Source organism: Frankia sp. R43 (genome assembly GCF_001306465.1).
GTDB classification, from domain to species: domain Bacteria; phylum Actinomycetota; class Actinomycetes; order Frankiales; family Frankiaceae; genus Parafrankia; species Parafrankia irregularis.
On record NZ_LFCW01000016.1, the window covers coordinates 59,666 to 85,457 of the forward strand.

16 protein-coding genes and 5 pseudogenes are annotated in these 25,792 nt (G+C 66.8%); 6 read left to right on the forward strand and 15 right to left on the reverse strand.

The features are described 5' to 3' along the window. Positions 1 to 354: 354 nt before the first annotated feature. Positions 355 to 564: a hypothetical protein gene (locus tag ACG83_RS40255; RefSeq protein WP_054571503.1), complete on the forward strand. Its 210-nt coding sequence runs from the start codon at positions 355 to 357 to the stop codon at positions 562 to 564. Between the two features lie 1,111 nt (positions 565 to 1,675). Here ACG83_RS40255 and ACG83_RS43500 read toward each other — a convergent pair. From ACG83_RS43500 to ACG83_RS45895, 4 genes and pseudogenes are all read right to left on the reverse strand, one after another. Continuing rightward, positions 1,676 to 2,612: pseudogene (locus ACG83_RS43500) on the reverse strand (IS3 family transposase); the annotation flags it as partial. A gap of 68 nt (positions 2,613 to 2,680) precedes the next feature. Further along, positions 2,681 to 2,947: pseudogene (locus ACG83_RS48300) on the reverse strand (SAM-dependent methyltransferase); the annotation flags it as partial. A 29-nt stretch (positions 2,948 to 2,976) separates the two neighbouring features. Continuing rightward, positions 2,977 to 4,440, reverse strand: a complete 1,464-nt coding sequence (gene ltrA / locus ACG83_RS40275; protein WP_054571505.1) for a group II intron reverse transcriptase/maturase — start codon at positions 4,438 to 4,440, stop codon at positions 2,977 to 2,979. 498 nt (positions 4,441 to 4,938) lie between these two features. Continuing rightward, entirely contained in the window at positions 4,939 to 5,136 is a 198-nt protein-coding gene (locus tag ACG83_RS45895) for a hypothetical protein (RefSeq protein ID WP_054571506.1), read from the reverse strand. A 260-nt stretch (positions 5,137 to 5,396) separates the two neighbouring features. Between ACG83_RS45895 and ACG83_RS40285 the strand changes: the two genes are divergently transcribed. Further along, complete coding sequence (locus ACG83_RS40285) at positions 5,397 to 5,930, forward strand: hypothetical protein (RefSeq protein ID WP_054571507.1); 534 nt, start codon at positions 5,397 to 5,399, stop codon at positions 5,928 to 5,930. A 66-nt stretch (positions 5,931 to 5,996) separates the two neighbouring features. Here ACG83_RS40285 and ACG83_RS47445 read toward each other — a convergent pair. The 3 genes and pseudogenes from ACG83_RS47445 to ACG83_RS47450 all read right to left on the reverse strand — a co-directional run bounded on the left by ACG83_RS47445 (position 5,997) and on the right by ACG83_RS47450 (position 8,118). Beyond that, positions 5,997 to 6,926, reverse strand: a pseudogene (locus tag ACG83_RS47445) (transposase). 156 nt (positions 6,927 to 7,082) lie between these two features. After that, positions 7,083 to 7,532 carry a hypothetical protein gene (locus ACG83_RS40295; RefSeq protein WP_054571508.1) on the reverse strand — a complete coding sequence of 150 codons (450 nt, stop codon included), beginning with the start codon at positions 7,530 to 7,532 and terminating at the stop codon, positions 7,083 to 7,085. Positions 7,533 to 7,659: 127 nt separating this feature from the next. Further along, positions 7,660 to 8,118 (reverse strand): glycosyltransferase, encoded by a 459-nt coding sequence (locus ACG83_RS47450; RefSeq protein ID WP_235498507.1) that lies wholly within the window; start codon positions 8,116 to 8,118, stop codon positions 7,660 to 7,662. A gap of 766 nt (positions 8,119 to 8,884) precedes the next feature. On the opposite strand from ACG83_RS47450, the gene ACG83_RS48305 reads away from it, so the two are divergent. Continuing rightward, positions 8,885 to 9,016, forward strand: coding sequence for an excalibur calcium-binding domain-containing protein (locus tag ACG83_RS48305; protein WP_200931472.1), 132 nt, complete (start codon positions 8,885 to 8,887; stop codon positions 9,014 to 9,016). 347 nt (positions 9,017 to 9,363) lie between these two features. Then, positions 9,364 to 9,944, forward strand: a pseudogene (locus tag ACG83_RS40300) (IS6 family transposase); the annotation flags it as partial. A gap of 370 nt (positions 9,945 to 10,314) precedes the next feature. Here the strand turns inward: ACG83_RS40300 and ACG83_RS40305 are convergent. Next, entirely contained in the window at positions 10,315 to 12,324 is a 2,010-nt protein-coding gene (locus tag ACG83_RS40305; RefSeq protein ID WP_369812955.1) for a PAS domain-containing protein, read from the reverse strand. A gap of 1,057 nt (positions 12,325 to 13,381) precedes the next feature. On the opposite strand from ACG83_RS40305, the pseudogene ACG83_RS40310 reads away from it, so the two are divergent. Continuing rightward, a pseudogene (locus ACG83_RS40310) lies at positions 13,382 to 13,743 on the forward strand (ArsR/SmtB family transcription factor). Positions 13,744 to 14,063: 320 nt separating this feature from the next. Here ACG83_RS40310 and ACG83_RS47455 read toward each other — a convergent pair. Beyond that, on the reverse strand, positions 14,064 to 14,669 hold the full coding sequence (locus ACG83_RS47455; protein ID WP_369812956.1) for an ArsR family transcriptional regulator: 606 nt from the start codon (positions 14,667 to 14,669) through the stop codon (positions 14,064 to 14,066). 573 nt (positions 14,670 to 15,242) lie between these two features. Between ACG83_RS47455 and ACG83_RS40315 the strand changes: the two genes are divergently transcribed. Further along, on the forward strand, positions 15,243 to 15,659 hold the full coding sequence (locus ACG83_RS40315) for a hypothetical protein (protein ID WP_054571509.1): 417 nt from the start codon (positions 15,243 to 15,245) through the stop codon (positions 15,657 to 15,659). A gap of 486 nt (positions 15,660 to 16,145) precedes the next feature. On the opposite strand, the gene ACG83_RS40320 is transcribed toward ACG83_RS40315, so the two are convergent. The 6 genes from ACG83_RS40320 to ACG83_RS40350 all read right to left on the reverse strand — a co-directional run bounded on the left by ACG83_RS40320 (position 16,146) and on the right by ACG83_RS40350 (position 25,294). Further along, entirely contained in the window at positions 16,146 to 17,120 is a 975-nt protein-coding gene (locus ACG83_RS40320) for a DUF5995 family protein (RefSeq protein ID WP_083473978.1), read from the reverse strand. Positions 17,121 to 18,551: 1,431 nt separating this feature from the next. After that, positions 18,552 to 18,851: a DUF3073 family protein gene (locus tag ACG83_RS43540; RefSeq protein WP_369812958.1), complete on the reverse strand. Its 300-nt coding sequence runs from the start codon at positions 18,849 to 18,851 to the stop codon at positions 18,552 to 18,554. A gap of 407 nt (positions 18,852 to 19,258) precedes the next feature. Next, positions 19,259 to 21,004, reverse strand: coding sequence for a SulP family inorganic anion transporter (locus ACG83_RS40335; RefSeq protein WP_054571512.1), 1,746 nt, complete (start codon positions 21,002 to 21,004; stop codon positions 19,259 to 19,261). A 329-nt stretch (positions 21,005 to 21,333) separates the two neighbouring features. Beyond that, complete coding sequence (gene rpoD, locus ACG83_RS40340) at positions 21,334 to 22,536, reverse strand: RNA polymerase sigma factor RpoD (protein ID WP_235498509.1); 1,203 nt, start codon at positions 22,534 to 22,536, stop codon at positions 21,334 to 21,336. A gap of 347 nt (positions 22,537 to 22,883) precedes the next feature. Further along, positions 22,884 to 23,216, reverse strand: coding sequence for a helix-turn-helix transcriptional regulator (locus tag ACG83_RS40345; protein ID WP_006544955.1), 333 nt, complete (start codon positions 23,214 to 23,216; stop codon positions 22,884 to 22,886). Positions 23,217 to 23,479: 263 nt separating this feature from the next. Then, a complete protein-coding gene (locus ACG83_RS40350) occupies positions 23,480 to 25,294 on the reverse strand; it encodes a phosphoenolpyruvate carboxykinase (GTP) (protein ID WP_054571514.1) in 1,815 nt (604 codons plus the stop codon). Between the last annotated feature and the right edge of the window lie 498 nt (positions 25,295 to 25,792).

Consider the following 25,792-nt stretch of genomic DNA (forward strand, 5'->3'; position numbering starts at 1 on the left):
GTCCTCCAGCAAGCGCACAGGGTTGAAGGGCGGACGACTCGCGCTTGGGGTGAACGCCTCGGCCAGAGTGCGGGGCTATGCTGTGGGAAGGCAGCCCAGCCTCATCGGCTCGGCCGTCATGAACTTACGGAAGTCGGACGGGATGTGGTCGCCCCAGTCCGCAGATTGACCTCCAAGCTGCACCACTCCGCTTGACCTTGGATCGCGACCAGTCCCGGGCCGGGCAGCATCCGCACGTCTTCGTGCGGATTTGCTGCTGGCCTCCGACCCGGCAGCGATCACAAGTCCTCACGGTTTCGACATCCATCTGTCGCGCCGGGTCGGGGAGGCGCGTCGGGTGCGGGAGCAGCCGTCGTGTACGTCGACCGTTCGGTCGCAGTTGTCGTCCTAGCCGTGCTTGTGCTCGCGGTCTCCGTCATCGCGGGCCTGATCGCCGGCATCCTGCGCGGCTGGGATGGTGCCACCATCCCAGCCGCGGTCCGCGCCGCCGGTCGGGCCGGACTCACTGTCGCTGGGGTACTGCTGGCCGCGGTCTCGCTGGTGGTCGCGGCGTGGGGACTCTAGCCAATCATGCCGTTCTGGTCAGGCTGCCCAGCTCCAGATTCTGCTTGCGGTGCGGTCGAGTACCTGCGGGTCGATCTGCCAGCCGTGGGCGGTCCAGGTCATAAAGGAGACACGATCATGCGACGTCCCACCCCCCGCGCGACCCCACCGACCGGCCCGGACGCCACCACGGCGGGTGCCCTGACCATCGCCGGAGTCACCGTCCGCATCACACAAGCCCCTTCCCGCCCCATCACGGTAGGTGACGTGCTCGGGGGCGGCGGGCCGGCAGGGTCGGCGGCGGCGGCGAGCAGGCCCGGACGAGGACATGCCCCTCATCCGCATTCTCGGCGCCTCACCAGCAACGCCAGACAGAAAGGAGCCCAGCCTTGATTCGAGTGTTGAGGGTGCCTGCCGACCCGGCGGCCCCGCACTTTCGGGGTCCGCGGTCCTGCGGCGCAGCATGAGCGGTTCGTCGGGCGGGCAGGACCGCCGGCGGGAGATCGTCGGCGGAGGCAGGAAGGCGCAGACCGGCGGGGGGATTTGCTGCTGGTGGGGGCCCTCGCGGTCACGCTGATGGGGCTGCTCGCGGGCCTGTTGGCCTCGCTGTTCGCACTTCAGTCGGCCGACGAAACGCAGCGAGTCGTACGGGTCATGCAGTCGCTGGCGACCGACTCACCGCCGGCAAGTCGGTCGCCCACAGCACCGTCGACTAGTCATTCGCCGGATACGACGGGGTCTACGGGAACGCCGGAGCCACCTGTGGAAGGGGGACCGGGCCGTCCGGTCCCGGCCACGGCCGCCGCGCCGATTGTGATCAACAACTATCCGCCGGGGGAGTCTTCGGGGGGAGACGGCACCACAGGGGTGATCACCGCGATCGGCGGTGTCTCGGTGGGGCTGATCGGAGCGACTGCGGTGCTGCTGCAGTCGCTCACGAAGTGGTCGCAGCGTCACCGGCCCGTGGCCTCAGACGATGGCGAGGGGGAAGGTGGTTCGCCGGCGGAAAGTTCCTGACCCTCACATTGTCGATCTTGTTGGGAAGGGATCGATTCACGACAAGATCAAATACCGTCTGGTGGGGCGACATGAAGGGTTCCGGCGCTGGACGTCCCCGGCCAGGGCGGGGTCGAGGTGAGGCGGCACGACGAGGTCCCACGCGTTCCATTACGTCGACGAACACCTCCGGGACGCGAAACGTGGCTCCTGACTGGAGACGGGTGCGGGTCTCGGCCATGATGAACGCGTCGATGATCAGAGTGGAACGCATGTGGTCGCCATCGACCAGCCGACGATTCTCTGTGAGTAGCAGTCGATGACCGTGGCGAGGTACAGCCATCCTTCACCGGTACGGATGTAGGTGATGTCCCCGACAAGTTTGATTCCTGGCCGGGTCGCGGTGAAGTCACGGCGCACCAGGTCTGCGGGGCGTGGGGGCCTGGCCGGGCACGGTGGTACGCCGGTAGGCCCTGGGCTGGCAGGCACGCAGCCCTGCCCGGCGCATGACGCGGCGGACCAGGGGCAGCGACGCCGGCGTCCCCGACGCCCGCAGGGCGGCGGCGATCCGCCGGGCACCGTAGGTCTGTCGTGACGCGGCGAACAACGCCCGGATCTGGGTGTCCAAGGTGGTGCGCCGACGGGTGTGTGCCGACGGGTGTGTGTCGACGACGGCCGGCGGTACCAGTCGTAGAAACCGGAGGTGGACACGGCAAGCCACCGGCACATGGTTTGTACCGGGTAGGAATCCTTCTCCGCGGCGATCAGTTCGTACTTGTCGGTCGCTGATGGCGTTGCGCGAAGAAGGCCGCTGCTTTTGAGGGGAACTCACACTCCATCCGGAGTTCCCGGTTCTCCTTCTCCAGCTTCCGCAGCCGTGCCCGTTCCGAGATGGTCAGCGGTTCTTCCTCGGTGTCGTCGCGGTGCGCGCGCCGCCAGGTCGCGACCCAGCCGCCGAGGGTACCTTCGTTGAGACCCAGGTCCTTTGCGACCGCGGAGATCGGCCGGCCGGAATCGATGACGAGTTTCACCGCCTCGTCCTTGGGCGTGAACCGCCTGCGATGCTCGACCATCAATATCCTCCGTCCACGGATCAATTATCCCACAGGGATCACTGTCCGAAGAACGGGCACCAGCTCACCGTGCCGACGTCCAGGAACTGGCGGATCCCCGCTTCCCGGGTGAGGAACCGGGTCACCCGGTGCAGGAACGCACGGTTCTGCCGGGCGGTGACCCGGCCGTGCGGAAACACCGCGAGCGCCTGCTCCGCCGCCTGCCGGTCGGCGGGAAAGTTGTCCTTGCCACCGCGAAGTCGGCCCGAGGCGCGGTGCCGGCATTTCGGCCGGTCCGTTTCCTCGGGCCGCTTCCCGAACCCGCCGTGCCCATTACTGAGCAACGGGCTCTGCACAGGCCCCGTATTTATGGCTCGTGTTCTCGTCATCCCGCGACCACCCATGGCGAGGGGATCGCCGCTCCCCGGTACCGGTATCGAGTTGTGCTGATCGACCCGGGGTGGAGCAGCGTGGTCTCGCCGTCAGCTGGCCACCATTTCCATCCGTTGCCGCTGTAGCGGCGTCGGAGGGCCTTCCAGCCCGTCTTGCAGTGTTTCCTGCCTACCCAGGCCCACACCTGCCGCCAGACGACGGAGGCGAGGAAACCGAAGGTCTTACTGGACACACCCTGCCGGAAGTAGGTGCACCAGCCCCGCAGCACCGGATTGAGCCGGTGCAGCAGAGCCGACAGCGGTTGGTCGACGTTCGTGCCCCGGCACACGTCCTTGACCCTCTGGCAGATGGCGCGCAGCGCCTTTTTCGCCGGGTAGGTGTAGACGTAGTGCCGGTCTTCGCCACGCTTCTGGTGACGCTGGATGCGCCATCCAAGGAAGTCAAGGCCCTCGTCAATATGGGTTACCAGGGTCTTCTCCGGGGACAGTCGTAGCCCAATCCCGGCGAGAACCCCGGCGATCTCCTCTCGCAGGGCTTCCGCGTCCGCCTGGGTGCCCTTCACCATCAGGCACCAATCATCCGCGTAACGGACCAGACGGAAATTCGGTAGACCCTGGCCACGGCGTTTCCGCCGCTCCCACTCGCCGGTCAACGGGCCTCCCGGCATCTGGGCGATATGCTCGTCCAGTACCGACAGGGCCACATTAGCCAACAACGGGGACAAGATCGACCCTTGCGGAGTGCCAGCGTCTGTGCCCCGCAGCGCGCCGTCCTCGGTGAGGACACCTGCTTTCAGGAACGCCTTCACCAAGGCCAGCACACGTTTATCCCCGATCCGAGCCCGCACCCGCTCCATAAGAGCGGGATGCGAGATCTCGTCGAAGCAGGCTTTGATGTCGCCCTCCACGACCCACTCGTAACAACGGGGGCGTGAGCTGAGAAAACGCACCTCGGCCACCGCGTCCTGAGCCCGACGGCCCGGGCGGAACCCATACGAACACGGCAAGAAATCCGCCTCGAAGACAGGTTCCAACACCAGCTTCAAAGATGCCTGGACCACCCGGTCGGCAACGGTCGCGATCCCCAGACGGCGCACCTTGCCGCCGGTCTTGGGAATCATCCGCTCCCGCGCCGGCAACGGGCGGAAGCTACGGTCTCTTAGCGAGGCCCGCAACCCGTCGAGGAACTTCCCGACGCCCCTGGCCTGGATGGCGTGCGCCGAAACGCCGTCCACCCCCGCCGACCTGGCACCCTTGTTACTCCGCACACGAACCCACGCCACCAACAGAAACGCGGGGTCGTGGACGAGGTTGAAAACATCGTCGAACCGACGACGAGGCTCGTCCCGAGCCCAACGGTGTAGTTTGGCCTGGATCTCCAGTACCCGGCGCTCCGCCTCCACGAAGGCGTCATCAAGCTCCGGCCCGCCGATATTCACCAGCGCGGCTCCTGGCATTCCAGCATCCTCCCTACCAGCCTGCTGGTCCCCTTCCCCATGTACACGCCTCTCGCGTGCTCGGAGTACTACGGGACCTCCGCCCCGCCCCTGGCCACCAGCCGGCAGCGAGCCTGCCCCACATGGGGGCGACCACGGACGGTTCCCACGTTCACCACATCACCGATCGACCAGGTAGGCGCCCAGCTGTACCCCGACAGCCTCGCCACGGCTACGCCGCAGACATTCACCGTGACCTCCTCACCGGCTAGCTGACCCGGCTTCAGAGTTGACCGCCTCCACCTACCAGACGGCCACGCGCTGCACACCGGCCCTTATCCACCAGATTTGAGCCGGCACGACTCTTACGGAGCGTCAACCACTGATTCGCTTACGCTGCACCTTCTGATCTCGATTGCCGAACCCGGCCCATCTGGCAGTGCTGGACCGTCCCGGCGTTGTCGGGGCCGCTTCCCGTCCTCCCCGGCGCTCCCCGGATCAGACTGCCCCCATCTTCAATCAGGCCGCTGCGACGGCCCAATGGCGAGGGTCTCCCACCCCTGCTCGGTGACGCGGCGCCTCGTGGCGCAGCAGGTAGTAGTCGTACATGCGGGCGGTGTGCGGAACATCCATGTTCAGATCGACCGGGCTGATGCGCTGTCTGCTGGGCGTGAACCACGGCTTCCGGCAGAACGCTCCGGCCTCGGCATCGGTCACCGTGCACAACCCCCAAATCCGGCGTAATCGTCTGGGGGTCCCAATTACCTTCCCCAGGGGACGCGGCAGACCGCCCGAGAAGTGACGTGCCGGGGGGACGGCTTTGTCTCACCAGGGATCCATCCGGATGTTCGCGATCGCCGCGGCCGGCATGGAGGCCCCGTGGTTGCCTCGCGGCCTGCCGCACGCCGGGATGCCGCTCGCAGGCCCGGCCGCGTCGAGTGGACCGGGTCTCAACGCCGGGCGCAAAATAGAAGACCGTGACCGACCCCGGGAGCGCCGCGCAGCGCACGTTGGCCCTGCTCACAGGCCAGCTCCACGTCGTGCACCACGAAGGTGGCCCGGACGCCGCCGCGCTGCGGGCGGCACATCGCCATCTCGACGCGATCATCCGCGATGCCGCTACCCGCGCTCCGATCGAGACCATCACCAGCGTGGAACGGCTGACCGTCGGACTCCTCCTGCAGCTCGCCAAGACCACCCACGCATCCCCGCAGGAGATGCTCCAGGGCATCGCCGTCCTCCACGCCCGCGAGGGCGCGGAGGCTGACCCGGCCGTCGCCTTGCTGACTGCCCGCCTCGACATGGCCGACACGACGTCGGCTTCGGCGCCGTTGGACGCGGTACGCCAAGATCTGATCTTCCGTGCGGTGCAGAGCAACCCGCAGCGCACCCTGCGCACCCTGACTATGGTCGCCACCGCGTTGCTCGTGGCCCTCGCCGAAGCCCTGGGAACAACCCCCGAGAACCTGATTGCCCGTCTCGCTCCCTACACCTTCCCGCACGATCACTGACCCGCCGCAGAGAAGACCAGACCAGCGACAGAGGGGCACTGGCCAGGACGCTGGACTTGTGGGGTGTCAGATCTCGGCCACCGGTGTTGACCTGGCATTTTGGGCGGCTCGTTCGTGTTCGTTGATCAGGCCGCAGAGGACGGGCTGGCACTCGATCCCTTCCTGGGCTAGGTCCGCGACGGAGTGGGCAGGTCGTGAGGGGTGAAGGCTGCGGCCGCGGTGGGGTCGTCGTCCGTTGTAAGGCCCTGTGCCGCTCACCGAAGATCAGCATCCGGTCGGTGACCTCGGCGAACCGACCGGCCCGGTCACGGACCAGGAACCGGAAGTTGGCCGACCGGCCCCCGAGGTCCATGAGAAGGTCCGAATCTGTTGGATAGTCCACGGTCCGTCGGGGCGGGCGGTGATCCCGAGGACGTGGAGGGAGCAGGAGCGGAGCTCGATGACAAGAAGCAGTACCGGCGCCGCAACATCACCGCGCAATCCACGTGGAAAATGTCCACCGCCAGCATCGCTGACGCCTGCGTGCGCAGGAACTGCCGCCCTGCCGTTGGGGAGCCGGGCGCAGCCCGGGGGTCTTCAGACCCGAGGCGTTCACCCCGCGGCCGGGTTTGAGGAGCTCACCCTGGATCCGCTGGTACCCCCACCTCATGTTCTCGGTCGCGAGCCGTTCAATGAGGGTCACGATCTCCGAGCGATCGGAGGCCGCGTCCCGTCTGCGCTGGGGATAAGTCCATTTTCATGTGACCACACGGCGGTGCCACCGCAGGACGTGCCGGGCGTAATCAGCAGGTTCGTTCGCAGTGCGCCGGGCAGGAATCGGATCAGGGCGGCGAGTACCGCCCAGTCCCACTGGGACTTCAGCTGGGTACGGCGCAGCACCGCGACCTCATGCCGCAGCACCAGCAACTCGATGTCCTTCGACGCCGACGAACGACCGAGGCGGACCAGCCAGCCACACAACCGCACGAAGATCAGACAGAGCAGGCCTACGGACATAGCTGACCATCATGCCGACTGCCGTACCGTCGCATCACCCCAGCTCACGGGCCCTAGCCGACTTTTGGCACCCAACAAGGCCGTGCTCCTGTAGCCATCGCAGGGAGGCCACGTCCAGCGCTGCGGAGGTCTGTGTCGTCGCGAGGTGCTCGTGATTCAGCCGGCACGCGGGGTGAGCGGGGGCGTGGCTGGCCTGGTCTGGAAGCTGACGTTCCAGTCATCGTTTTCCGGTTCGCCGGCCATGGTGGCCTCCCATCGGTAGCGGGTGCCTGCGGTCAGTGTCAGCGGCGGCACGGTGACCGCGAGGGGGATCTGCAGGGGGGAGCCCTCGGCCAGGCCCGGGGGGCGGCCCGTCTCCATAATTGCTTCGAGCCGTACCGGCTGAGGCCCGGCCGGCCCGGGCTGGATGGCTGGTGCGCCGTCCTGATCGTGTAGCTCGAGTCGTAGCGTGAACGGTGAGTTCGCTCGGTCCCAGGGCACCTCGATCAGGATGCCGAGGGCGGACGGGGCAGGCGAGGGTCCGATGAGGTTCCAGCCGCCGCCGAGGATGTACAGCTTGCCCTCCACGACCTGGGCGGCATCGCAGAGGATCATGGCGATCTTCACGGAGCTACTCCTACACACCACAGCCCACACAATTAAGATTCAGAATGGATTCTGAAATCTCATCCCTCTGGGCCGTGAGGCCTTTCTCTGTAGATGATATGAAGGTAGAATGGAGCGACATGTTCATCTAGCTTTTCGCCGCGCCGAGCAGTCGGTCAAAATAGGTGTCTCGGTCGAACTGTCTAGTTCGGTCGGGATATATTTGTGCTGTCAGAGCCGCATAGAAGGCGTCAGCTATGTCCTCCGGAGTTTCCCTGTCGTAGCCCATCAATGCATTTCCAGCAATCTCAAGATTGTGTGCTGAGCGTCGCGCAACCACGGGAATCCCCATCATTCGGGCCTCCGCGAGAGGATAACCAAACGATTCGATCTGCGTGGGAAAGTAGATTGCGTCGCAGCGGAGCATCAGATCGCTGACCCCCTCCACTGGGAGCTCGCCGACTAGTCCTATCCGGGGATGGCCAGCTAGCAAAGGATCTTCCAGGGCGCCCGCTCTGGATGTGACAAGGAGTGTTATCTCGAGTCGTTCCGGCGGAGCCGCAAGGATGTCGAGGGCGGCAAGGGCGACACGGAGTCGGGGAGTCATCTCCTTGCGGGGGGTGATGATGATAGGGCACAGGATATGCGGGGAATGGAACCTGCATCGCTGCGAGCTGGTCAGGTCCGGAGTTGTCACCGGATTATGCGCGACCGTAATTCGGCTGGCGATGGAAGGCAACGCACTCGCTACTCGCTCCGCCATCGACGTCGAAGGCACAAAGATCCGGTGCGACCTCAGCGCTGCCGCACGCACAACCCGCGCTTGTGCGTGAACCTCAGGGCTAATCCTCCGGCCGAGTCTCCGCGCCTCCTCCGGCCACAGGAAATGCTGCGCCCCATGGATCAGAACTCGACGTTCATGGCCCGCGATGGAAAAGCACACGTTGTTCAACGCTAGCGCGCAGCCGAATCGGCGACGTTGGTACTCGCGGCGGACGAGCCACGACATGGTCAAACGGTGATCACGGCCAACTACCCGCAAGTTCGGAATGCGTTGACCGCGCATGTAGGAGTCAAATTCGTTCAAGAGGCGTTTGGCGCCGCCTATGCGCGCCCCTGCGCAGTCCACGAGCACTATTGGAATTCTCCCTTCACTGGCATCCGCCACCCGCCATGCAAGTGAAGCCCTCGACTTAACGGATGTAGCAACTTGACAGTTTCACAATCTACGAAATTCCTCGGGGGGACACGCCGAGTCGGCGCAAGATTCTTGGTCCGCCGGGCTAGATCTTGACGAGTGCCAGGCAGGTGGTGCCGATATTTCGTTCTCGCTATGAAGTGTAGAAAGTCGAATCTCGGGCCGTCATTTCCTGTTGTGCCGGCATCTGCGGGAGGTACGAGTCCGGACATGGCGACCGGGGGAGACTCTGCTCCATGCCGGTGAGCCTGGCTACCGCGGCGGCCTGGACCGCGACGGAGATGGGGCTGCCTGCGACAAGAAGTGAGATCGATCCACGCTTATGGGTATGACCGGAGAGAAAGGCCGATTGGGACCCCTTCTGGCGCACCCGGTGCTGTAGGCCATCATGACTTTCAACCCGGTGGCCTATGTGGGCCGCCAACTCCCGATCCCGGGGCGTAGGCCCGTGGGCCAGGGTCTGTTCTAGGATCCCCGTTCCTGGTGGATCTTCGCCGTGATGGTGATCCGCTGTGCGCCGTGGGGATCTTTCGGATGAGCAGTGGGCGGTGGGGCCGTTCCGGCACAGTTGCATCGGCGGAGTCCGCTGTCCCGCGGCTGCCAATCAGTCATGATCGAGCGGTGCGTCGACGTCGTGGCTGTTCACCGTTTCCGGTGTCGGAGTTCGCGGGGTTCTGCTTCCCACCCGAGGTGATCGTTCTGGCTGTGCGCTGGTATCTGGGGTTCGCTGTCGTACCGGGAGGTCGAGGAGCTGCTCGCGGAAACGCGGCCTCGAGGTCGATCACGTCACGGTCTGTCGGTGGGTGCAGCGCTTCACGTCCCTTTTGTCGAGGCGGCGCGGCCGTGCCGGCACCGTCCCGGGGATTGGGGGTTTGTCGATGAGACGTAGGTGAAGGTCGCTGGCGGCTGGACCTACCTGTACCGGGCGGTTGACCGGCACGGCCAGATCACCGACGTCCTCGCCGGCGCCCGCCGCGGCTAAGCCGCGGCCCGCAGGTTCTTTACCCGAGCCTTGACCCACGGCCGCCGGCCCGTCGAGGTCACCACCGGCAAGGCGCCGGCCTACCCTGCGGCTTCTTGATGAGCTGTTCTCCGAGGCTTTCCATTTCGACGCCGCCTGGGAGAACAACCGGATCGAAGACGACCACGGCCGGTTGAAAGCCCAGCTGCGGCCGATGCGTGGACTGAAACGCCTGCAGTCCATCCAGGTCGTCGGCGCCGGGCACGCCCTGGTCCTTCACCGCTATGTGCTGCAAGGCGGTTACCCGTGGAGCCCGCATGGCCTGACCGCCGGCACCTGCTACGTTGGCATCGGCTTCTACCGGCCTCTCGGGAATAGGGGCTCCACCATGCAGAACGCGCTATTGTTGATCACGAGGCGGGGGCGGTGATCCTCCGGCCCAGTTTGTTGCCTTCGGCGTGCTGGCCGGCACGGCTGCTGACCTGTCCCCTGCCAGTGACGGGGCGGCGCTGGGCCCATGTGGCGGGGCTCGCCGGTGTAGAGGCCACCGATGTGCTCTGCATCTAAGCGTTCAATCTCGTCGAAGGCTAGGGCTGGGCGGGAGGCCTTCGTCGACCTTTCTCGGCTGACTCAGATCTTGGTCGCTACTTGGTCGGGTTCAGGTGGAAGATCGTGTGGCGGATGTCGTCGATGGTCTGGTCCAAGGCGTTGGTCGCCGCGGTGAGGCGGGCAGTGGCGACGTCACTGACGATCCTGGAGGTTGAGTGTAGTTGTAGGCCGATGGCGAACAGGCGCTGGATGACCTGGTCGTGGAGGTCTCGGGCGATGCGGTCGCGCTCCTGGAACACGGCGAGCCGGCCTTGTTCCTGCTGGGCGTGGGCGAGTTCGAGTGCCAGGGCGGCGTCGTTCGCGAACGCCTGCACGTGGTCACTCTCGCGTGCCGTGCAGTCGTGGCTGGGAGGGGCGGCCAGGTGCGCGAGGATGAGCATCGTCGGCGGCTGGCTGGCGATGCGCATGGGAACTATCAGGGCTGTGCTGAAGGGCAGGTCCGGGGCGGGCGTGACCCGGCTGCCTCGTAGATCGAGCTGGTCGACGATGAGCCTTCTGCCGTGGGTCAGGTCGTCGTGGGCACTGGCGGTGGTGAATCTGACGGTGAGGCCGCGCAACGTCTCGGAGGTGACGTGCAGGCTTGTCGCGACATCGACGGCGGTGAGGACCAGGGTGCCGTGCTCGTCGGGAACGGCGACAGCGCCGAGGTCGGCAGCGGCCATCTGCCGGGCTGTGCTGGTGATTGCATTGAGAGCGGATGACTGGTCGGGCGCTGTGAGTACGCGGGCGGTCATCTGGGCGCTCGCGGCCAGCCATTCCTTGCCGCGTTCGGCCTGTTCATAGAGTTGCCGTAGTTCGCGCTCGGCGTGTTTTCGGTCGATGGCCGCGGTGAGTAGATGCGCGATGGAGCGGACGAATGTCTGGTCGTCGGTGGTGAAGCTGTGGGTCTTTGGTGGGTGGACGGACAGAAGGCTGAAGTCTGACGTCGGGCTGCCGATCCAGGCGGTGAGGGCGGTCGAGTCCTCCTCGAGGAGGTGTCGAACGCAGGCTGGTGGGGTGTTTGCGACGGGAGCCCTGGATCCGGGAGCTTCTATTCGGATGACGTCGCAGTCGGTGGCGTCCAGTGTCGAGGCGATCAGGCTGGTGGCGTTGGCTATCAGATGGTCGATCTCGGCGCCGGACATGGCAAGGTCGCTGAGTCGGGCGAGGCCTGTCTGTCGACGTTCGGCGCGCCGCAGGTCCGTGATGTCGGCGAGGACGAGCGCGAGCATGTCCTCGCCGTCCTGCAGATAGGGGATCACGGATGCCCGCAACGACAGCACGGGCGTGCGGGCGCTGTGGGTTGCGCTGGTCACGGTGACGTCGGGGTCTCGGGAGTCGGGGATGCCCAGGGTGACGTCGATATCGGCGGTCTGGGCGTGGTTGGTGCGGGTCGCGGTGGCAACGAGGCCCCAGTCGCCGCCGAAGGCTCGCCGCTGGGGGTCGACGGGCTGCAACCTGTCCGTCAGATGGCTCAGGGGGGCGCCCAGGCGCTGGGGGGTTCGCGTGATGTGGTCGAGGACTGGTGATGCACGTTTCAGTCGCCGGTCCGCGCCGTAGATGGCCACGCCCACCGGCAGGTCACCGCCGGCGACCTGTGCGGAGACCAGGTTGAGCAGGGCGGCGTGTTCGCCGATCGTCTCGGTGCCGTGGCGGGAGGCGGTGACGTCCAGGATCGTGCCGGTGTTGCCGATGACCGCGCCGGTGTGGTCGCGGTGGACCATCGCTCTGATCTGGACGCGGCGGTAGTTGCCGTCCCGGGTGCGGTAGCGGGTTTCGTGGTGGCAGTGGTCGGCTCCGCCGGCCACGACTCCCATGAACAGTGTGACCGTGTGGTCGAGTTCGTCGGGATGGACGTAGTCCAGGAAACGGGTTCCGAGGCTGGCGTCGATCTCGAAGCCGGTGAGCTTCTCCCATGCCTTGTTGAGGTAGGTCCAGCGGCCTTCGGCGTCGGTTTCGAACACCACCTCGCCGAGCGTGTCGAGTAGCAGCTGGGTGTCACGGCCGTGGACGCCAGCCGGTTCCTCTTCCGGTGTCCGTACTGTGCGACGCGGCACTGATGTCACGACGGCCCCCTTTCTCGTGAGTGTGATCGCCCCTTCCCTGGGCATGATTCGCCGGGCCCGGGAACGGCTCTGGCGGGCCGGGGGAAGCATCGTCCAGTCCCGGTGCGGCAGCGGCATGGTCTAGGGCGACCAGGGTCGGGTAGTGACTACGACGGCGGGGAGTGCGCCGCGCAGGAGGCGTTTCTGCGCTGATCCGGTGCCAGCGTTCGCCGACCGTGCACAGGACGGCCGCTGCCGTCTCGATCTCGTTCTGTGCGCGGGTGAGGGCTTCGGCGGTGACACGATCACCAGACGTTCGATGTCGCGCCAGACGGTGTCTCGTGAGCCCGACACCAGCCCGTGAGACGCTCGGACCACGGCAGGGTCCCCGCTCACCTGCGCGTTTCTGCCGAGCAGCAGGTTCTCGGCACCAGCAGACGGCGGTCCTGCGCCGGGTCGGAGCGCGACCTGTCTGGACGCGGGGACGGCGGTGCCATCCTGGGCCATCAGGGGTCATGGGCGTCGACGTCGTGCGCGGAGAACGCGGCGATCTCGACGTTTGCATAGGCGGTGTTCTGGAGGAATCCGGGCTTGGGTAGCGACACGTGAGTACTCCTTGGCGGTCCGCAGGATGATCTAGACCGCTCGGTTGATCGCGGACTGTAGCAATCCGCCGCGGGCAGGTCGAGGGACTGTGCATGCGCGTGCGGGCCACGTCGACGCACCCTGGTTCCCTACCGGCGCTCCTCTTCCGTCCCAGATGTGAGCCGCCAATCCGCCGTACAGGGCCCACCACGGGATCTTTCGGGGATGCCGTCGGCGGTCGTGTGCCGTGTATGCCTGTCGGCGGCTGTGTCGTTGTGGAGGAGAAAGCGGCAGCTGCGTCCATCCCGCTCGGGGGTGGAACCACGGGGCGCCTCCTGGCCGGCCGGTCTCGTGGACCGGCTGTGACGGCGGAGCTTGGCTTGGACGACCGAACTCCGTGCGATGCATAGTTGCTGAATTCTGCAAGTCCATAGATGATAGAGGTGTGAGGGGGTGGGCGGCGGTAGGGGGATCGCTCAGGCCTTGGTGTCGCATGCAGGGCCGCTGGGGAGGAAGCGGGCCTCGGCTACATCAGGTGAAAGCGGAGTTCTTCCGGATGCTGGGACATCCGGTACGGATCCGGGTGCTGGAACTGCTGGTGGACGGCCCGAAACCGGTACGGGATCTACTCATCGTGATCGAGGTGGAACCCCCGAACCTGTCCCAGCACCTCGCGGTGTTGCGCCGCTCGGGCATCGTGACGGCGACCCGAGAGGGCCGACCGTGGTGTACGCGCTCGCGGGTGGGGATGTGGCCGATCTGATGAGAGCGGCACGGCGGATCCTGACAGAGCTGGCCTCGGGGCAGGCCGGATTGTTGGAACAGTTGCGCGAAGCGGAAGCCAGCCGGCCGTGAGAACCTCACAAAGCAGGCCACCAACGCCGCCAGCCCGACCGTCGGGAGCCGTGGAGACACAATCCGCGGATCAGCCCCGGTGATCCCGGCGTTCGGTCTCACGGTGTACGTGTCCGTACAGGCTCGACCAGCTCTCGGAACGGATCGTGTGTCGGCGGACACGCCGAGGATGGTCGCGATGACGGTCACCGGCAGCTGGGCAGCGCAGCACTCGACGAGGTTGACGGTGTCCTCGGCGGCCATAACGTCGAGCAAGTCGATCGCGCGAGCGGTGAACACACCGGAGACGTGGCGGCGCAGGCGGGTGCGGTCAGGTGGGCTCACTGCAAACATCGACGGCGGGCCGAGGCCCGCTCGCCGCCGAGCCGTAGCTGATCCGGGCCGGCGTTAGGGGCGCCGGCGGCCCCTTCATCCAGGGCCAGCTGGCGATGGTGACCGCACTGCCCTGTGTGTCCGGTGCGGTTCGCGCTGGGGCAGGTGCGGCGCCGCGACGACCAGAACAGGCAGACTGGCCGCAGACGATCCGCGGGTCGCCGGGACGCCGTTCCCATGGCCGCCGGTGTGGGTGCCCATCCCCTCTCGCGTCGCTGACCGGCCGCTCGTTTCCGTTTCACGGAACTGTTCCAGCAATCCGGCCTGCCCCCCGCCAGATCCGCCGTGCCCCTCTCATCAGATCGGCCACCTCCCCGCCCGACGCCCGAGTGACGCAACACCGCGAGGTGCTGGGACGGGTTCGGGGGTTCCACCTCGATCGCGATGAGTAGATCCCGTACCGGTTTCGGGCCGTCCACCAGCAGTTCCAGCACCCGGATCCGTACCGGATGCCCCAGCATCCGGAAGAACTCCGCTTTCACCTGATGTAGCGGAACCCCCACGACAGACCCCGGCCGTTCAAGGTCTGTAGACGACGAGATTGCCGCGATCATGTGGGACGAGACCCCACCGCTTACGGGTCGCGTGCAGCCCGTGACAGAACCAACTCGCCGAGGCCGTAGACCACGTACTGGCCGGTGGCCGGCTGATTGGCTACCTAAGCGAGAGCGAGCAGCAAGTGTCGGCCGCCACGAGTACCACCGGTGCGCCGTGCCCGCCAGCGCCCGGTTTCCCCAACCGCCGCCCGGCTCGATCCCGTTACGTACCAGGCAAAAGCGCAGCGAGAAGGCGCCACGGTGACCCTCGCGCGCGGGCCTGTCACCGTGGTGCTCGTGCTCAGAGACACCGACTCACCGGATCTCGGCCTGGTGCCCATCGCCGCCAACAGTTGATGCTCGTTGTGGCCAGCATGGCCACCTGATCGGCAAGTGCCGGGGCTAGGGCAGACACCGTATCCGCCGAGCACAACGGTGAGCCACCGGGAGCCCGCGAACCCCGAATGCCAGCGGCGACGGAAGCGAGCCCCCGCGGCGGGAAGCGGCACAACCACCAGGTTGACGACTACCGGAGGGTGTGCGACAGTCGCACCATCCAATCTCTGTCGCACAATCGCACATGGAGGCCAGGTGGGGTATCGCGAGGATGCGGCCAAGGTCGTCGGCGTCCACCAGGACGAGATCGAGGCGGACCTGGCGAAGGCTCGCCGGATCCGGGACCGAGCCAGGGGTGACCTCGCCGAGGCTGAGCGTCAGGTGGCCGTCTACGAGTCGCTCCTGACGTTCCTCCGACAGGCCGATGCCGAGCCTGACGCACCCGGGAAGATGACCCTTCACGCTGCCATGCGCCAGATCTTGGAGGACTCGCCGGCCGGCATGATGAAGGCCGCCGACATCGCAACCGAGATTGAACGACGAGGCCTGTACCGGATGCGCGACGGACGCCCGGTCGAAGCGCAGCAGATCCACGCGCGGGTTGGTCACTACCCCGACGACTTCCGCAGGCAAGGCACCTACATCACACTTGTCCAACCTCATCTTCCCTGATCGGTTCCATGCCGGCAGAGCTGCTCGGGCTCCAGGCTGGACGACGCACAGGTAAGACGCCATGTCGGATGGCCTCGTCGGGTAGCTGGATGAGATCGCGAAGCTGTCGGACCCCTGGCACCGCCTGGTGATGGGCGCCGTCCTGCGCGATGCCGCGGGGGTGCTGGACGATGATCCCGTCAGCGTCATTCCCTGATGGGTTCCCTACATGCGGCAGCACCTCGGATGATGAAGATTGCCGTTAGTAATAACGAAGGGCCATTTCGGTGACTTACGTGGCCGAATCCCCATGACGGTCGGTCGGGTCGTCAACGGCGGTCGCCGGGGGAGGGACAGAGGCCAGGGGTGACCAGAGGGCTTGCGACGTCACGGCATCGGTCCTCGAGCGGGCGAGCCGCCCGAGCTCCGGGACGACGAGTGCGTCGTCCCGGACGGTGGCGCCGGGTCCGCGTTATGCCGTTCGCTCCGAGCAGCATGCGGGTCGGGTCAGCCGTGGTGGGTGGCGCAGTACCGGTCGCGGAAGGCAGTCTGTGCTGGCAGGTACGTGAACGCCGAGCGCAGGGAGACTCCGGTGGCCGTGGCGGTCTGCTCGATGGACGTCTCGACGGCGGCCCGTTGCTGGGGCGTCGACGCCCTTGCCAGCCGCTGTGCATTGATCCAGGCGTTCTCCCGCCACCCGGCGATGATCTGCATGAACGCTGCGTAGGTGATGCCGTAGGGGCTGTCCAGATCGTTGATCGTTGGGTCGAACCGGGCCGCGGCCTCGTTGAGCATCGACTCGGCGACCTGGTTAAGGAAGATGTTCACCCGTTCGTGGTCCTCGTGCCGGCTGGACCCGTCCGGCGCGACCAGGCCCAGCCCGGCGAGGACGTAGGGCAGGTCCCGGTTGATGTGGGCGTTCATGCCGAGCAGAATGTCTCCGAGACCGGAGACATTCCTGTTCTGCGCGGCCGAGAACGCCAGCTGCCAGGCCTGCGGCACGGCCGAGGTGTTGCCGGTGTTCCAGTTGTCGTACGCGCTGAAGAAGTAGGCCGCGAAGTAGACGTCCTCGACGTTGACGAAGGCTGGTTCTTCGAAGAACCCGGGCGTGGCGGCGGCTTGCTGGTACTGCTGTGTCGTACGCAGGTAGGCGAGCGTGAACGGCGCGCGGTGATCGCAGCTCGCTGCCAGTTGGCTCAGGATCGTGTCCATCCTGCTGATCGTCACCGGGACGCAGTCCGGGTTGCCGCCCAGGCAGTGGTTGATCTGGTTCGGTGTGTACCACGTGGACAGTGACGGCTGATAGGCCGCGACGCCGGTGAGCGGCACCGGTGCGTCCGCCAGTGCGGGCGGCACGCCGAGACCCGCTGTCACGGCGACGGCGACCCCGAGGGCGAGGGCCGCCGACGCGGTGGGGCCGGCACGCCGTGCGGGTGCCCGGTGCTTCGGAGTGTGGCGCAGGCGCCTGGTCGGATGGGGCATGGCGGCCACCCTAGGTGCGGCGCGGGGGTAGCCAGAATGACCTCCACATGAGGCCACGGCAGGACCACGGGCGGGGACCGACCGTGTATGTCGACGGCACCGGCCTACCCGGGGCCGCTGCACTCGTTGGATGCAGCGGGATGCGGCGGTCCGAAGCGGACAGGAAAGCGGCGATCCTGCGACCTGCTTCCCCGCTGGCGACCGCGTCGGGTCATGGTCAGGTCCTGACACCTGGCCATGACGTCACCCGGCCAGGTGTCAGGAGGGCGAGCAGGTCTCCGCGCCGACGTCGTCGCCTGGTACGGCTGGCGAAACTGCGCTGGCGGATCGTGCACGACCACCGCGAGCTCACCGACGGCATCGATCTCGACCATCACGAAGGCCGCTCAATCGACGGTCGGCACCGCCCCTCGCTCGCCCCGTCCAAGCCGTATGCACCCAGCTGCGCCGCATGCCATAGGTCCCTACGCCGACCTGACCCGCTGCGGAGCCCTCCGCATGCTTCAGCCCCTGGACCGGCCGCGCTCGAACGTAGTCGGCTGTCAGCTAGCAGGCCGGGCACCGAACTCGACTGGCGCGCGGAAGCTCACTGCCCCGGCTTCCAGGTCCGCGAACAGGACCCGTCGCTCGCCCATCACCCGGGCGCGCGATTCCCGCCGGCCCCTGGCCACCGCGTCCTGGGCGATGCTGCTCCCCGTGGTGGGCCGAGCTCATGGATGGCCTTTGTCGGACCTTCCGAGAACGTCGGCGGCGTTTGTCCCGGTCCCCGGCGACGGGCCGGGCCCACACGTCGCGTCCGCCGACCGTGGCCTGGGTATGGGATCGTCCCCTCCGCTGCGGGCGACATAGGAACGCGCCGTAGACGCGGCTATCCCGGCGGCGAAGGCGAGTTCAGGTTGGCTGAGGAACTGGTCGCCGGCGAGTTCCGGGGCGGCAAGGCGCACGACGCGGTGGTCGAGCGGTCGGTCGTTCATGCCTCGGCGGGCGGTCCAGGCGGCGAGGTCGAGCTATCCCCTGGCCGGGCCGGCGTCGAGCCTGACCACGTCCATCGACAGCACCCTGCTCCGGGCGCCAGAGGTCTCCACGGCCGGGTCTCACACCTGTAACGGCCAGCTACCAGGTCACGCAGTTCCAAGAGCAGCCCCGGCCCGCCGGGCGCGATGGGTAGCACACCCTGTACGTCGCCCGGTGATCTTCATTGTCTTCCTGGCGTTATTGCTGCTGCGGTGTCGTGCTTGGTACTGCCATGGGCGTCCTGCGTGGCGCGTGCCGCTCTCGCCGGCCCGCGGTGTCCGGGTGCTGGGCGTGGACGATGTCGCGTCGCCAGCGCCGTTTCGCCGAGATCCTCGTCGACGCCGATTCCCGTCGGAGGTTGGATGTCCTATCCGAAACCTGCTGCCGTGTATTGCGCGGGACGTGCCGGGTTGGGGTTTAGGTGGCCGGCTCCCCGTGCTCCTCCGCGGTGTCGGGAATCCGCGGGTCTGGGGATAGGAGTTCATCGTGGTCGTCATGCTCCCAGGCGGGGGCGCTGCTGAGGTCTGACTGGAGTCGGTCGAGATCCAGGCTGGGGGATGTGTACTTGAGTTTGCGGGCGGTTTTCGTGTGCTTCGCTTTCGCTCGACCGCGTCCCATGGAACGACCCCTTCCAATCGTTGCGAATTCCTGAAGTTCGCGTGTTGTGTTCACGCCTGAAACGGCCGCCAGAATTTCCTGCGTTTTCCTCAGGGCCATCGATGCATCGGGCCTTACTGGTCGGAGTTGCCCCTGGTCCTGGGCGAATACTCGACCTGCAAGTGGCCGGTGGTGAAGAACTGGCTGCTGCGTCACCCGCCGGCTCCACCTCACCTTCCCTGGCCTCGGCCTCGTGGATCAACATTGTCGAACGCTGGTGCGCCGAGCTGCTCACCTGCGGGCTGCGCCGCTCGGTGCACCGGGCCGCGGCTGCCCTCGAAGTCAACATCCACACATGGGGAAACACCTGAAATAATGGTCCTAAGTCGTTTATCTGGACCACGGCCGTCGACGGGATCCTCGATGGCATCGCCGCCTCCTGTCCGCGAATGAACGTCTCGGGGACGCATCCGATCTGCCGGCGCTATGCCGGTGGGCCCTTGAAAGCGTCGCAGCCGTTCACCCGATCATGCCTCGGGTCCGGGGAGGATGGTGCTGTGCGCCGGGAGTGGTTGTCCTTGTTCCGGGATGGTGCCGGTGTGGTGGAGATGGTTTCGGGCGGTCTGGATGGCCGCTGCGGCGGAGTCGAACAGGTGCCCCTGTTTTTCCAGTCGGTCGAGCAGACCGATGGCATCCAGGGCTTTTGTGTGCTCGGGGCGCAGGCCGGAAAGGTAGACGGTCGTGCCGCGGTGTTCGAGACGGTCGATGATGTCGCGTAGAACGATCGCGCCGGTGGCGTCGATCGCGCTGATTCTGGAAAGCCGGAGGATGAGGATCTTGACGTCTGCGATGGCGGTGAGTTCGGGAAGGAAGCGGTGGGCGGCGGCGAAGAACATGGGTCCGTCGATGCGGTAGACGGCGATGTGCTCGGTGAGTAGCGCGTGGTCGGTGAGAAGTGCCTGGTCGGCGTCGTGATGATCGGCTGTGTCCAGGGGTACCTCTTCCAGGCGCGCGCTGCGGGCGATCTGCCGTACTGCGAGGGCTCCGGCGGTGACGAGGCCGAGGAGGACGGCGATGACGAGGTCGAGAGCGATGGTCGCTGTGGCGGTCAGTGTCATGACGGCCGCGTCGGAGCGTGATGTGCGGCCGAGGGCCCGCAACGAGGCGATCTCCACCATCCGTAGGGCGGTGGCGAGGAGGACACCGGCGAGCGCGGCCAGCGGGATGTACGCGACGAGGGGCGCCGCTACGAGCATGATCCCGGCGAGGAGCAGGGCGTGGGTGAGGGCCGCGAGGCGCGAGGATGCTCCGGAGCGGACGTTGACGGCGGTGCGGGCGATCGCACCGGTGGCGGGTACTCCGCCGAACAGCGGAACGATGAGGTTGGCCAGGCCTTGGCCGAACAGTTCGCGGTCGGGGTCGTGCTGTTCTTGGGACGTCATCGCGTCCGCGACGCTGGCGGAGAGCAGGCTTTCCAGGGCGGCCAGCGCGGCGACTGCCACCGCCGACGCCGCGAGGGTCGGGATGGCGGAGATGTCGAGGAACCCGAGGGAGGGACTGGGTAGGGTCGCGGGCAGTGCGCCCAGCGTGGCGACGTCCCACCCGGTCACCGCGACCAGGATGGAGGCGGTGGCGACGGCGATCAGCGAGAACGGCACGGTGGGTCGTATCCGGGCGCCTGCGAGCATGAACGCCACGACGGCGGCGGCGAGGGCGAGGGCGGTCCAGCGCGGCCGGTGGGCGAAATCGGTGATGGCCCCCCAGGCGACGGCGGTCACCGTGTCCTGGTTCTGTGGATGTACTCCCAAGGCGGCGGGAACCTGTTGAAGGAAGATCACCGCGGCGATACCTGCGGTGAATCCTTCCACCACAGGGGCCGGTACGTAGCGCATGGCGCGGCCGACGCGAAGGACGGCGAGCGCGAGCAGGATCATGCCGGCGAGCAGGCCGACGGTCAGTACCCCACCCGGACCGTGGTCGTGCACGATCGGTACGAGCACCACGGTCATGGCCCCGGTGGGTCCGGAAACCTGGAGGTTGGATCCGCCGAAGATGGCCGCGACCGCGCCCGCGACGATGGCGGTTGTGAGTCCCGCGGCTGCGCCCAGGCCGGAGGAGACGCCGAATCCGAGCGCGAGGGGCAGGGCGACCACCGCGACGGTCATCCCCGCGATCAGATCGCGGCCGGGTTGACGGCGCATGGCCAGCGCATCGGCCCGGCCGGGCAGGAACCGACCAGGCAACGCTATCCACCGTGAGGAGGCGGTATTCATCGTGGCAGGGCGGGGGCGCTGAGGACGGGCGGAGTGGTCGGGTACATGAACAATCCGATCATCGTCAGGATGTGGATCTCCGTACCCATCCGGGTGGAGATGATGAGGAATAGTTTCTTCAGTTCGCGGTGCCGTGGGTGCGAGACCCCGGTCGGGTTCGGTGTGACGTTGGAGATCGCACCGAACCCGACCGTCGGGCCGAGGTGATACGCGGCAGAGAGGAGAAGGCGGAGTATGGGCTTCCTCAGACCTCAACAGTCTCCGCAGGTTCCTCCTGCCGGCAACGGCGGCTGGACACGCAGACCCTGCGCCCCGGTCCTGTCTGGACGCTATGCCAGGTAGTCGCGTAAGCGTTGTGAACGTGCCGGGTGGCTGAGCTTCGCCAGGGTTCTTGACTCTATCTGCCGGATCCTTTCCCGCGATATCCCGAATTCCCGGCCTACCTGCTCCAGCGTCCTGGGTTGGCCGTCTGCCAGACCGAACCGGAGTTGGATGACTTTCCTTTCCCGCGCGGGCAGGGTGTGGAGGACCGATTCGATGTGCTCCTGCAGGAGGACGGAACTTGCCGCTTCGAAGGGAACAACCGCGTCGTCGTCCTCGATGAAGTCTCCGAGTTGGGAGTTCTGCTCCGCGCCGATCGGGGTCTCCAGGGCGACCGGTGTCTGTGCGATCCTGAGAATCTCCTCCACTCTGTCCGGGGCGAGGTCGACCTGTGTGGCGATCTCTTCCGGTGAAGGTTCTCGGCCTAATTCCTGCAGGAGCTGCCGTTGGATTCGCGTCACCTTGTTGACCATCTCGGCCATGTGTACCGGGATCCGGATGGTACGCCCCTGATCCGCGAGGGCCCTCGTGACAGCCTGCCGAATCCACCAGGTGGCGTAGGTGGAGAACTTGTAGCCTTTTGTGTAGTCGAACTTCTCCACCGCCCGGATCAGACCCAGGTTGCCTTCCTGGATCAGGTCCAGCAGCAGCATGCCCCGGCCGACGTACCGCTTGGCGATGGACACCACGAGGCGCAGGTTCGCCTCCACCAGCTTGTGCTTGGCGATCTGCCCGTCCTGCTCGATCACCTGCAGGTCCTGACGCAGCTGCGGGGAGATCCTTCGGATGGTGGCAAGCTTCTCGGAGGCGAACAGGCCCGCCTCGATCCGTTTCGCGAGGTCGACCTCTTCCGCTGCGGTCAGCAGTCGCACGCGGCCGATGGTCTTGAGATACATCCGCACCGGATCCGAGGTCGGCATCGCGGACGCGTGTTCCTCCGGGGCGCGACGCCGCCCAGGTGTGTCTGAAGCGTCGTTGTCGGCCTCGTCGAGGACCTCGATACCGTCGTCTGCGAGCAGCCGTAGGACGAGGTCGCTTCTTTCGGGCGGCAGCTCTGCGTCGAGGAGCGCGGTGGCAACGTCCTCCGGAGTGACGAAACCGTTCTCCTTACCCCGGGTGATGAATTCTGCGAGCTTTTCCACCGCGGTCCCGTCGGAGGCGTTCAGATCTGTGAGCGGCGCCTGGACCTGTCCGTGAAGAAGACGACCCATGTCAAGCGGCATCCATGTCAAGCGGCATCCATGTCCGGTGCCGGAGATCGCGGATGTTTCCGGGAGGTCCGGCCATGTCCTGTGTCGCAGTTGGAAACGGGTCCGCGCCACCGACGTGGATCGTGGAACCCGTAGACTCCTGAAAGACGCGAGGCGCTCAGAGTGCCGACCACTGAGCAGGTCCTCTCTCCACGTGGCGAACGTAACGATGTCCGTGAGGTGCCCCCGATCACGGGCCTTTCCTTGCGCTGTCGACTGGGGTGGGGCGGGCAGCCTCTCGGTGTCCTGAGAGGGGATCACCGTTTCGATGGTCGTGGCCAGGCGTGGCCGCGGTTCCGTCAGGAGGGTCAGTGCTCGGTGGCGAGGAGGTCCCGCAGGAGGTCGGCCTGCTCGTGGAGCACGCCGGTCAGGATGGAGCGGGCCACCGCCAGCAACGTCACGATCTCCGGCGACGCCACCGCGTAGAACACGGTGTTGCCCTGCTTGCGGGTCGTCACCAGCCCGGCGCGACGCAGGACCCCGAGCTGCTGGGACAGATGCGATGCCTCCAGTCCGACCTCGGGCACCAGCTCGCTCACCGACCACTCCCGTTCGCTGAGCAGCTCCAACGCCCGGATACGTGCCGGGTGGCCCAGGGTCCGGAAGAACTCCGCCTTCAGCTTGTACAACGGCGTCGCCATATGACCTCTCCCTCCAGCCATTATTCGCCTGTCAGGAACGACATCAGCCCAACAGCCCGTCACGTGACTCGACAACCTTACAACTTCATCAGATTGGAACGGCGTCGTTCAGTCATCGAGCGGGCATCGGTGGACGGTGGTGTCGCCAGACCAGTCCTGCTGACAGGACGGCCAGCTGTATGGGGGGGGGCACCGCCGCCAGGCTGCGACGCTGACCGGGCCTGTTGACGCCCGGGGCGGCGATGGGACGGGGGACATCGCCATCAACGGAGCCGGTCGGCGAGGGCCGCGAGTTCGACCCAGAGGCCGTCGGGCACGCGGGGGCCAAGACCGACGAAATATCGCCGGATCGAGTCGGTTTCGTGTTCCCAGGTGGCCCGGTCCACGGACAGGAGCAGGTCGATGTCGTCTGCGGTCACGTCCAGGCCGGTGACGTCGAGCGCTTCGGGGGTGGGGACCACACCGAGCGGTGTCACCCGACCTTCGGCGGACCCGTCGAGCCGGCCGATGATCCAGGCGAGGACGCGGCTGTTCTCGCCGTAGCCGGGCCACAGGTACGCGCCGCTGTCGGGGTTTCGGCGGAACCAGTTGACGTGGTAAATACGCGGCAGCCGCGCCCCGGGCTGGTCGCCGACCGCCAGCCAGTGGGTGAAGTAGTCGCCCATGTTGTAGCCGCAGAACGGGAGCATGGCGAACGGGTCGCGGCGCAGCTCACCGATCGTCCCGGCCGCCGCGGCGGTGGTCTCGGAGGAGACGGTGGCGCCGAGGAAGACACCGTGCTGCCAGGAGGTGGACTCGACGACCAGCGGCACTGCGGTGGCGCGCCGGCCACCGAACAGGATCGCCGAGATCGGAACGCCGGCCGGGTCGGCCCATTCCGCGGCGATCGTCGGACATTGGCCGGCGGGGGCGGTGAAACGTGCGTTGGGATGCGCGGCCGGCGTTACGGACTGCGGTGTCCAGTCCCGGCCCTGCCAGTCGAGGAGATGCGCAGGGGGGTTCTCGGTCAGCCCTTCCCACCACACATCTCCGTCGTCGGTCCTCGCAACGTTCGTGAAGATCGCATTGCTGCGGATCGTGTCGATGGCGCTGGGGTTGGTCGTCCGGCCGGTGCCCGGCGCAACGCCGAAGAAACCGGCCTCGGGGTTGACGGCGCGGAGCTGTCCGTCGTCTCCGAAGCGCATCCAGGCAATGTCGTCCCCGACCGTCTCGACCTTCCAGCCGGGGATGGTAGGGACGAGCATGGCGAGGTTGGTCTTGCCGCAGGCGCTGGGAAACCCAGCCGCGATGTAGTGGACGTTCCCGTCGGGCCCGGTGAGCTTGAGGATCAGCATGTGCTCGGCGAGCCAGCCCTCGTCACGGGCCATCACCGAGGCGATCCGTAGCGCGTAGCACTTCTTGCCCAGCAGGGCGTTGCCGCCGTAGCCGGAGCCGTAACTCCAGATTTCCCGGGTCTCGGGGAAGTGGACGATGTACTTGGTGGGGTTGCAGGGCCAGGCGACGTCGGGTTGCCCGGGCTGGAGCGGCGCGCCGACGCTGTGCACGGCGGGGACGAAGAAGCCGTCCTGTCCGAGCTGCTCGAGGGCCGGTCGGCCCATGCGGGTCATGACACGCATCGAGACCGCGACGTAGGCCGAGTCGGTGATCTCGACGCCGAGTGCGGAGATCGGGGACCCGAGCGGTCCCATGCAGAACGGGACGACGTACATGGTGCGGCCACGCATGCACCCGGCGAACAGGCCCCGCAGGGTGCTGCGCATCTCGTCCGGGTCGGTCCAGTTGTTCGTCGGACCGGCGTCGTCCCGGCTCTTCGAGCAGATGAAGGTGCGGTCCTCGACGCGAGCGACATCACGGGGGTCGCTCGCGGCGTGGTAGCTGCCGGGCCGCTTGTCCTCGGCGAGGCGCAGGAACGTGCCCCTGTCGACGAGTTCCGCGCAGAGCTGGTCGTACTCGGCGTCGCTGCCGTCGCACCAGTGAACCCGGTCGGGCTGGGTGAGATCAGCGATCGTGGCGACCCACTCCAGCAACGCCGGATGTGTCGTCGGTGTCGCTTGCAGGCCCGGGATCGTGACGGGCATCTCCCACTCCTTCGGCAGACTGTAAGACGATCGAACTGTATCTCAACTATCTGATGAAGTCGTCAGATAGTTGAGAGGGAAGGTCATCCATGTGTTGTTGCGGGTAGGTCGACAGCCCCAAGCAGGGCGCATCGCGATCGCGTCCGGACTTTGGGGCGCGCAACAGCCCTTCGACGACCGATGCTGCATCGTCGAAGCCACGCCTTCCGCGCGAGCCCCGGGTCGGCAGTGCCCGGTCTGCGGCGGTGGAGCGTGCTGCTGTTCTGGAGGGCAGCGGCAGACCCGCGGCGTTCCCGGTGCTGTGCCGGGCATACCTGCCGCCTGTGGGCGCGGCGCGGATGACCGAGCTGCTGGGAGACCTGGCAGGCCATCGCGAGGGAAGGACCAACATGCTGGCCCGGACTGCATTTACGCCTTTGACCGGGCCGCGGTCGACCACACCCTGCCCCGCGGCGCTTCCCTGGGAGACGGTGCGCCAGGAAGGGGGTGGGTCGGCGT